This window comes from Methanobrevibacter sp., assembly GCF_045611865.1.
Lineage (GTDB): Archaea > Methanobacteriota > Methanobacteria > Methanobacteriales > Methanobacteriaceae > Methanocatella.
Genome location: NZ_JAZKXX010000074.1, coordinates 55,234 through 63,681, shown reverse-complemented (window position 1 = coordinate 63,681; position 8,448 = coordinate 55,234). Strand labels below are relative to the sequence as shown.

At 29.8% G+C, this 8,448-nt stretch carries 9 protein-coding genes; 5 read left to right on the top strand and 4 right to left on the bottom strand.

Features of this window, described 5'->3' with window-relative positions; translation table 11 throughout:
- Positions 1–172 precede the first annotated feature (172 nt).
- Positions 173–658 (top strand): tRNA (N6-threonylcarbamoyladenosine(37)-N6)-methyltransferase TrmO, encoded by a 486-nt coding sequence (gene tsaA, locus ACKI32_RS09040; RefSeq protein WP_407415630.1) that lies wholly within the window; start codon positions 173–175, stop codon positions 656–658.
- A gap of 40 nt (positions 659–698) precedes the next feature.
- Here tsaA and ACKI32_RS09035 read toward each other — a convergent pair whose 3' ends face one another.
- Positions 699–1,727: a M42 family metallopeptidase gene (locus ACKI32_RS09035; RefSeq protein WP_407415628.1), complete on the bottom strand. Its 1,029-nt coding sequence runs from the start codon at positions 1,725–1,727 to the stop codon at positions 699–701.
- A gap of 81 nt (positions 1,728–1,808) precedes the next feature.
- The gene (locus ACKI32_RS09030) at positions 1,809–2,882 is read right to left on the bottom strand and encodes a Coenzyme F420 hydrogenase/dehydrogenase, beta subunit C-terminal domain (RefSeq protein WP_407415626.1); all 1,074 of its coding nucleotides are present in this window, start codon (positions 2,880–2,882) and stop codon (positions 1,809–1,811) included.
- Between the two features lie 247 nt (positions 2,883–3,129).
- Between ACKI32_RS09030 and ACKI32_RS09025 the strand changes: the two genes are divergently transcribed.
- Entirely contained in the window at positions 3,130–3,888 is a 759-nt protein-coding gene (locus ACKI32_RS09025) for a ferredoxin (protein WP_407415624.1), read from the top strand.
- Here the strand turns inward: ACKI32_RS09025 and ACKI32_RS09020 are convergent.
- Together ACKI32_RS09020 and ACKI32_RS09015 are read right to left on the bottom strand one after the other, a co-directional pair.
- Positions 3,883–5,388: a HEAT repeat domain-containing protein gene (locus tag ACKI32_RS09020; protein ID WP_407415622.1), complete on the bottom strand. Its 1,506-nt coding sequence runs from the start codon at positions 5,386–5,388 to the stop codon at positions 3,883–3,885. The genes ACKI32_RS09025 and ACKI32_RS09020 overlap by 6 nt on opposite strands.
- Before the next feature lie 55 nt (positions 5,389–5,443).
- Positions 5,444–6,436: a ribonuclease H-like domain-containing protein gene (locus tag ACKI32_RS09015; protein ID WP_407415620.1), complete on the bottom strand. Its 993-nt coding sequence runs from the start codon at positions 6,434–6,436 to the stop codon at positions 5,444–5,446.
- Positions 6,437–6,768: 332 nt separating this feature from the next.
- Between ACKI32_RS09015 and ACKI32_RS09010 the strand changes: the two genes are divergently transcribed.
- The 3 genes from ACKI32_RS09010 to ACKI32_RS09000 are packed head-to-tail and all read left to right on the top strand — an operon-like array spanning position 6,769 to position 8,447.
- Positions 6,769–7,152: a hypothetical protein gene (locus ACKI32_RS09010; RefSeq protein ID WP_407415618.1), complete on the top strand. Its 384-nt coding sequence runs from the start codon at positions 6,769–6,771 to the stop codon at positions 7,150–7,152.
- 12 nt (positions 7,153–7,164) lie between these two features.
- On the top strand, positions 7,165–7,902 hold the full coding sequence (locus tag ACKI32_RS09005) for a phosphopantothenate/pantothenate synthetase (RefSeq protein WP_407415616.1): 738 nt from the start codon (positions 7,165–7,167) through the stop codon (positions 7,900–7,902).
- A 5-nt stretch (positions 7,903–7,907) separates the two neighbouring features.
- Positions 7,908–8,447 carry a nucleoside monophosphate kinase gene (locus tag ACKI32_RS09000; RefSeq protein WP_407415614.1) on the top strand — a complete coding sequence of 180 codons (540 nt, stop codon included), beginning with the start codon at positions 7,908–7,910 and terminating at the stop codon, positions 8,445–8,447.
- The last annotated feature ends 1 nt before the right edge of the window (position 8,448 follow it).

Sequence of the window (8,448 nt, the reverse complement as noted above, 5' to 3'; positions counted from 1 at the left end):
AAATACTAATTAAATTTATTTAAAATAAAAATATTAAATTTTTAAACTTATATAATTAATTTTAAAATCAAATAATACTTAATTTTAAATTTAATCGAAATTCATAAAATAATACGATGTGAAATTAAAAGACCAGTAACTTATATTAGACAAATAATTCATAAAAATAAATATGAAAGTCGAATTAGAATCAATTGGTACAATTCATACTGAATTTTCAGAAATTGAAGGGATGCCAATTCAACCCACCGGTGCAAAAGGAGTTCAAGGAACTCTTGTAATTAAAGATAAATATGTTGATGGGCTTAAAGACCTTGACGGTTTTTCACATATCCATATAATCTATTTACTTCACAAAGTAGAAGGTTACATGCTTGAAGTAAAACCTTTTATGGATAATGATACACATGGAGTATTTGCAACAAGATCTCCAAAAAGACCAAATAGAATTGGAATGAGTGTTGTTAAAGTAAATAATGTTGAAGGAAATACTGTTCACGTTGAAAACATTGATGTTTTAAACGAAACTCCTCTGTTAGACATTAAACCATATGTTCCCCAATTGTATGAAGATACAATCGATGAGTTAAAAATAGGTTGGTTTGAAACCAAACACCAAAAAGCCAAATCACAAAAATCAGACGATAGATTCAAATAATCTATCTAACTATTTTTTAAAAAAAAAGAGAATTAGAAAGCTATAAGTTATTTATAGCTTCAGTTATCAATTGAATTGTTGATTCAATATCATCCATACTACATACACTTACTGGAGTGTGTATATAACGAGTAGGAACGGACAATACTCCTGTTGGAATTCCTTCACGAGTTAAGTGAATTGCTGTTCCGTCAGTTGTTCCACCATCACTAACTTCTAATTGATATGGAATTTCCTTTTCATCTCCAGCTTTAATAAGCATGTCTTTTACGGATTCCTGAGTTAAAATACCTCTTCCGCTTGCATCTGCTAAGATTATAGCTGGACCTTTACCCATTACTACAGGTGCTTCTTCAGGTTTAATTCCAGGATGGTCACCGGATAATGTTACATCAAGAGCAATAGCCAAATCAGGATTTAATTTAAATGCAGAAGTTTTAGCTCCTTTAAGGCCTACTTCTTCTTGAACTGTACCTACACCATAAACGGTTGCTCTTGTGTTAACTCTTTTTAAAACTTCCATCATTACATAACAACCAACACGGTTGTCTAAAGCTTTACCCATAATTAAATTATTTGGATATTCTTCGAACAATGCATTAAATGTCATTTTGTCTCCAATTCTGACCATTTTTTCTGCATCTTCTTTGTCTTTTGCACCAATGTCAATAAACATGTCATCTGCTTTGACAACTTTGTTTCTTTCTTCTGGTTTTGTAACATGTGGCGGTTTTGAACCGATTACACCAACAATAGGCTCACCTACTGATGAATGCACAGTAACAGTTTGGTTCATTAACATTTGATCATTAATTCCACCAATATTTGAGAATTTAATAAAACCGTTATCATCAATGTATCTTACCATTAAACCTATTTCATCCATGTGTGCTGCAAGCATTACAGTAGGAGCCTTTTTTTCACCTTTTTTGGTTGCAATCAAGTTTCCCATACTGTCTTTTTCTATTTTGTCAGCAACATTTTCTAATTCACGTGTAATAATTTTAGCTATTTCTTCTTCAGAGCCAGATACACCTGGTGCTAAAGATAGCTCTTTCATTAATTCCATCGTATCACCAATTAATTTTTATAAATTTAATAATATTAAAAATTATTGGAATTGTAAAAAAAGTTTAAGGAGTGAAAACTCCTATTTGTTTAAAGATTTAAAAGCGATTGGTGTGGTACTGTATTTAGTTCCAGCTGCCATAATGACATCTTGAACAGAAGAAGTGAGTTTTGATTCTGGCCTCCAAGGTGCATCTTTGTCTTGACCAACAATAGATACCTCATCAACAATATTGTTTTCAAGTAAATATACTAGAATTGCTGAAACTACACCACCATCCTGACCGATTATTGAATCCGCCTTTACAGAATAGATTTCAAGATAGTTTCCCAATGGTTTTTCATCGATGTCTGATGGATAGATTTTATCACTTATAAATGTTCTAGGACATGCGAAATAACATGCGTGGCAATCTTCATCACATTCTCCTTTAATAACTGGTTTTCTGTGATTTATATGGATTACATCTTTTGGACATACATACTCACAGGCCCCACACAATACACATGACCCAACACTAATTACATCATTTTGAAGGTTTTCAAACTGGCAGAGACTGGATTCTGCAATGAATTCCTCTTCTGTAACTGATCTTTTTGATAATACTGGTCTTGCAACCGCATCTCTTTTTTGGTATCTTTTAGTATTTCTTGAGATTTTTTGATTAGCAATTCTTTCTAATAAATTCAAGCCTTTTGAAGGCATGATGTCAGTTGTAATATAACCTTTATTTATTGCATCTTCAATAATCTCTTGACCTTTTCTTGACCTGACAATTACAGTAGAATATCCTTTAGGAGAACCTACTGAACCTACTGAAATATCAGATACATCAGAAGTATAATCTGTACAAATGTGACAATTTTTACGAGTAAATGGTTCTGTTTCTGCAATAGGAATTGAAAAAATACTGCCGTCAATCAAATAGGCTACAAATTTACCTTTATCAATTCTGAATTCTTTTACTTCATACAATTCAATACCTTGCTGTTTTAAATATTTCTTAAGATAGGAATATGAAAAGTTTTCCATACAAAATAATCCTATTTTTACATCAATAGGAGATCCACCAGTCTGTTCTTCATACCTATTGATTTTTGTAGCTGCTAATATTTGACATGGAGTTCCTACCATTGCAGTTTTTTTATTACTCACTTTTTACACCTCTTCTTATAGGTCGGAAGATACCTTCCTACATACATATTTTGCATAAATACATATTTAAACCTTTCCAAAAATTGAACAAAAAATATTATATAAATATTATTGAAGGAATTAGTTTAGATTTAAAAAATAAATGAAATAAATATTAAACAAGATTACAATAATTCCTAAAAAAATTGAAAATAAATATTCGATATTTTTAAGTGAATATAAAAACAATATTAAAATAGGTGAGAGTATGTTAAATGTAACAAAAATATATTTCAGTCCATCAAATACCACTAAAAAAGTTGTTGACCAAATTGCCAGTAATTTTGATGACAACAAAGAAACATATGACCTATTGAATTTTAACTCATCAAAAGAACTTTCCAGCGAGGATATTGCAATTGTTGGAATGCCTGTTTTTGCGGGAAGACTTCCAAAAAGTGCAAGAGACAGATTGGCTAAAATTAAAGGAAACAATACCCCTGCAATTGCAGTTGTAAACTATGGAAATGCACATGTGACTGATGCATTACTTGAATTAGTGGATTTACTTAAAGAAAACAACTTCAATGTCGTAGCAGCTGCCTCAACAGTAAGTCATCATTCAATATTCAGTGGCGTTGCAGTTGGAAGGCCTGATGAATCAGACATTGAAAAAATCAATGAATTTAGCAAAAAAACAAAAGAAAAAATCGAATCAAATGAAAGTTTAAAATCTGAAATCCCTGGAAATAGACCATATGTTGACTACAAACAATTACCATTTGAAATAAGTTGCGACGAGACACTTTGCGCATTTTGTTATGACTGTGTTTCAATTTGTCCTGAAAAAGCTATTCCAGACGATGATCCTATTGACACAGACTTGGATTTGTGTTCCAGATGTACTGCATGCATCAGCATTTGTCCAGAAGATGCACGTATGTTTACAGGAGATGCTTTTGAAACTAAAAAAGTAGATTTTGAAAGTGCAAATAGTCAAAGAAAGGAGCCGGAATTTTACCTATAACTTTAACCTCTTCTTTGCTACATTCCTAACATATTCATTTTCATCTTTAAGAGAAATTTCTTTTAAAACTTTTTTACTTATTATTTTTTTAACTGCAGCTTCACGAACTCTCCATTGAGGTTCATTTTTAGCCACATTGACTAAATAATTCTGATCTCTTATAAGAGAAACTGCTCTTACAGATATTTTTTCAGAAATTCCTTGCTCATAGATTTTCATTAGGCATTTTTCAACTTTAATTTTATTTAATGCCTTAAGTGAAAATTCTTCATCTTCATTTGCAAGAACAATCCTAATTAATGTTTCCAAATCTGTGATATTATCCAAAGTAGCCTTACTAATCTCCGGCAATTTAGCATTCTTTAAAATTTCAATATAGTTTTTCTCTTCAGTAATATGGTTTAAAGCTTCATTTGCAATATTTTCATATTCTGAATTAATAGCAATATAAGTAAAATCACTTTCATCAACAATAGCCGGGTTTGATATTGCATGATTTCTTACAAACTGATCATCATCATTTAAAGCTATTTTTATCAACTCTTGAGGATTAGTTAAATTCTTAACAGCAACTTGGCGGACAAATCTGTCCTTTTCTGTAGACAAGATTTCAATCAACACCTTCTCATCTGTGATTTTTTTAGCCGCTTCACTTCTTACAATCTTATCTTCATCATTTAAAGCAATCTTCGATAGTAATTGTTCATCTTCAATTTTATTTACCAAATCAAGACGAACATCTGATTTATCTGAATTTAAAACAATAGTTTCTAAGATTTCAGGACTTTGAATTTTATCAAAAATTAGAGATCTGACCTTTGCATTATCTTCAACTTTCGCAATTTCAGCCAAATAATCTTCATTTTTAATTTTATTAATTGCTGCTTTTTTAACATCTTCATCTTTATCTTCAATAGCTATTTTCTTAAGAGTTTCTTCATTTGTAAAGGAATCTTTTAAGATAGCAGTTTTCCTAATGGATTTATCTTCTGAATTGAAAACTAAGTCTGTTAATACCTCTTCAGAGTTAATTTTTTCTACTGACTCATTTCTGTACCTTTTATCATTGGCTTCAATTGCAATCCACTTAAGAGTTTCTTCATCAACAATTTTATTATAAATTTCATCTACCTGAGGATTTTTTTTGGTATTTATCACAATTTCTGCAATGGATTTATTATTTTCACCCAATCTTTCCCATGCAAAACTTCTAACATCAAAGAATTGTGAGTTTTCCGCTGCATCTAAAAGCAAGTTTTCATCTTTGACTTTATTAATTGCAATTAGTCTAATAGCTCTATCTTTTACAGTTTTTGACATGTCTAATGCTACAAACTGATTAGTTATTTTATCAGCTGCTTCTGCTCTTTTATATCTATCCTTATCTGTTGTAGCAATTTTTTTTAAAAGTAATTGTTCTTCATCGATTTCTATTTCATCTGGAATTACATTTTTCTTTTCTTTTTTATCATTACTTTTAAATCTATCAAATAAACCCATTTTAATTTACATCCTCATACATTTTGTTTAGAAAGCTTGCAAGTGAAATAATATCCTAAGCATTGTGTTCTATTATTGGAACAACAGGCCCAATATTATTTTGTGATAAGTAAGTATCATAGTAACCTGGAATATATTGACCAGGAACGTCTTCTTCACGTTCTATTCCAAATATCTCTTTTTCAATTGTTTGAAGTTGGCAGTTTGGAAGTGTATCTTTCCATAAGTTTTTTGCAAAATACATCAAATCCAGATGGGGCAAATCCAAATTCCCATCAATTCTATTATATCTGCATCTGTTTTTAATAAATGGAACATCAAAGCTTTTGCCGTTGAATGTGACATGAACAGAATCTTCATCTAAATGACTAAGGTAAGCTTCAATGATATTTGGCTCCTCTGCATAATCCCTAAGGAAATATTGTGATGCGATAATATCATCACCTTTTATTTCAGCCACACCAATCAATATTATTGGAACATTGGATAATCCTTTTGTCTCTATATCCATAAATTTAAAGTTTTCAGGATCTGTTAAACTAATGCATTTAAGTAAATTATCCCTGCATTTTTTTGAGTATTTGTTTCCATCCAATATATTCACAATTTCTTGAAATGACATTTCATCGATGTTATCAATGAATCTTGATGCATCATTTGAATATTTATCATGATTTTTTAGAGATTCAATTGTATCATAACCTTTATTTTTAAGGTTAATTTCTGTTTTAACACCAATTTTAGGCAATAATTTAAGATTATTATTCATCTGATTTTTAAAATCATTGTCTTTTATGTTAAAATTAACTTTTTCTTTTTTGGTTATTTTTAATACTTCACCATAAGAATTTGAGCATATTTTACAATTCATAACATCATTTAGAGATTTATCTTCATATTTTGCTAAAAGTCTTTGTTTTAAATCTTCAAAATATGAACTAGAGTGTCTTCTTGCCTTCTGTTTTGCATTTTCAGATGGGTTAGAAGAACTAATTGAATTGGATAATGCTTTTCTCAAATAATCCTCAAATTCATAATCATATGTCATTCAATTTAATTATGTTGCTCAAATAATATATAATTTTTTTATAAAGTATACTTGATAAAATATAAAATATACATAAACTTTATATATGGAGTAATACCATATAATATAATTGGCTACAATGTAGCCAGAGAGATAGATTAAACAGCCAAATTTTAAAATTCATTTCTCTAAAAACTTGTAAAAACAAGTTGTTAGGTAGTAAATTTCCAAATTTCCTACCTAACCATCCCAAAATCTTTTTTTAAAAAAATACTTTTAAAGAATTATACTTTAGAAAAGTATTTATTAATTCTAAATCATAGATATTATTAAGTATTTTTTAAGGTTTAACTATGAAACTCAAAAGAGCAATTATATTTGGGATATTAATCTGGCTTATAACATATATTCTTACATCCCTTCTAAATCCTATTTTTACAGACAATCTTCCAAATGTAAATATTGTAGTACCTATAACAATTATAATAGTTACCGGCTTTTTCGGAATATTGTACATTAGAGAAATTAACTCAAATGAAGTAATGGAAGGTATTATGGCCGGAATTATCTTTATAATAATCGACTTCATATTAGATTATACCTTTTTTATTATTCCAAATCACCCGGCATTAATTGTTGATAACTTTACAGTACACGTTATTTCCATGATAATCATAATATTATCAATTACAACATTTTTAGGATATTTAGCTCAAATGAATATTGATTTAAAATAAAGAGATGAAAATATGATACCTAAATCACACCCACGTTATGAATCTTTACTTTTAAGAGATAAAATGGTTAAAGCTGCTGAAAAAGGTTATCTTGCAGATTCTGCATTGATAGCTCATGGAAGAGGCGAAGCTTTTGATTACTTAATTGGAGAAAAAACAACTTATCCTGCAAAAAGAGCAATGTATGTTGCAGTTGCAGCCATACTTTTATCAAACAATCCTGTTATTTCAGTTAACGGTAATGCAACAGCCCTTGCAATCGATGAAATAATTGATTTTGCAAAAGTCGTCAATGCTAAAATTGAGATTAACTTGTTTTATAGAACCGATGAAAGAGTAAAGATTATTACCCAATTATACAAAGATCACGGTTACAAAAATATCCTGGGAACATTAGATGATGAAATTGAATACATTAACGACATTAAAAATAGTAGAGCAACAGCAAGTAAAACTGGAATATACAGTGCCGATACAATACTAATACCTCTTGAAGATGGAGATCGAGCAGAAATCCTAAAAAAAGGTGGAAAAAATATAATTACAATTGATTTAAATCCACTTTCAAGAACTTCAAAAATGTCAGACATATCAATTGCTGACAATATTGTACGTGCAATTCCATTCATGACAAAAATAGCTGAAGATTTAAAAACCCAAGATAAAGCAGTTTTATATGAATTAGTTAATGAATTTGACAATGAAGAGAATCTTAAAGAATCTCTAGAACAGATTAAAATTAAAGAGTGAATATTATGAGAATAATGGGAATATCCGGTATGCCCGGTTCTGGAAAAAGTTTGGTTTCTGAAAAGGCAGTTGAAAAAGGTGCAATTATTGTAAGTATGGGTGACATCATACGTGAAGAAGCTAAAAAAAGAGGAGAAAGTACTGGCGATACCGCTAAAAACCTTAGAAAAGAATTTGGCCAATTTATTGTTGCAGAATTGACAATTAAAAAAATTAAAAAAATTATTGAGGAAGGCAATGAAAATAGTATCGTTGTCGAAGGTATCAGAAGCCATCATGAAGTTGACATGTTTAAAGAAAACTTTAAAGACTTTATCATTTTATCTATTTTTGCAAATCCTACCATACGTTTCAAAAGATTGCAAATAAGACAAAGAGAAGATGACTCACAAGACTACGAAGGATTTAGAACAAGAGACCTAAATGAATTAGGATTCGGCATCGGCAATGTAATTTCACTATCCGACAAAATGATTATCAACGAAAGTGACTTGGAAAGTTGTTATCAAGAAATTGATGAATATTTAGAAGAAATCGGATTATAAG